We start from the raw sequence: 502 nt of genomic DNA, 5'->3' as shown, positions 1-502 counted from the left end.
GCCCTGGGCTACGTGCCGCCTGAGGAGTGGGACGGGGGCGTCAACGCTGGTTTTCTTAACTATCAGTTCTCCGGCGCCAATAGCCGGTATCAGCACCGCAGCGGCGACCAATACAGCCTGTACCTCAATGGCGGTATGAACCTGGGTGCATGGCGACTGCGCTCCAGCTCCTCGTATCGCCAAGACGGTACCTGGGAGCGCGTTGCGAGCTTCTTGCAACACGACCTGCCGGGCACCGCCGGCCAATTGCTGGTCGGCGAAAGCGTGACCTCGGGCGATACCCTGCAAAGCATCCCTTTCCGTGGCGTGCAACTGGCCAGCGACCCGCAGATGCTTCCTGATTCGTTACAAGGATACGCGCCTGTGGTGCAGGGCACTGCCCGGACCCAGGCGAAAGTCGAGGTGCGCCAGCATGGGTATTCGCTTTACAGCACCTTCGTCCCGCCCGGCGCGTTCGAGATCCGCGACCTGAATTCGGCGGCTGGCAGTGGCGACCTGGAGG

General features: G+C 63.3%; 1 protein-coding gene. It reads left to right on the top strand.

Annotated elements, in window-relative coordinates:
* Positions 1-502, top strand: a 502-nt coding sequence (locus F8N80_RS31040) for a fimbria/pilus outer membrane usher protein (RefSeq protein ID WP_150785352.1), incomplete at both ends; no start/stop codon positions are given.

Origin of the sequence: Pseudomonas fluorescens (genome assembly GCF_902497995.1) — a bacterium.
GTDB lineage: Bacteria > Pseudomonadota > Gammaproteobacteria > Pseudomonadales > Pseudomonadaceae > Aquipseudomonas > Aquipseudomonas fluorescens_BK.
The sequence above is the reverse complement of the archived record's forward strand: the minus strand, read 5'-3'. Positions and strand labels throughout refer to the sequence as shown.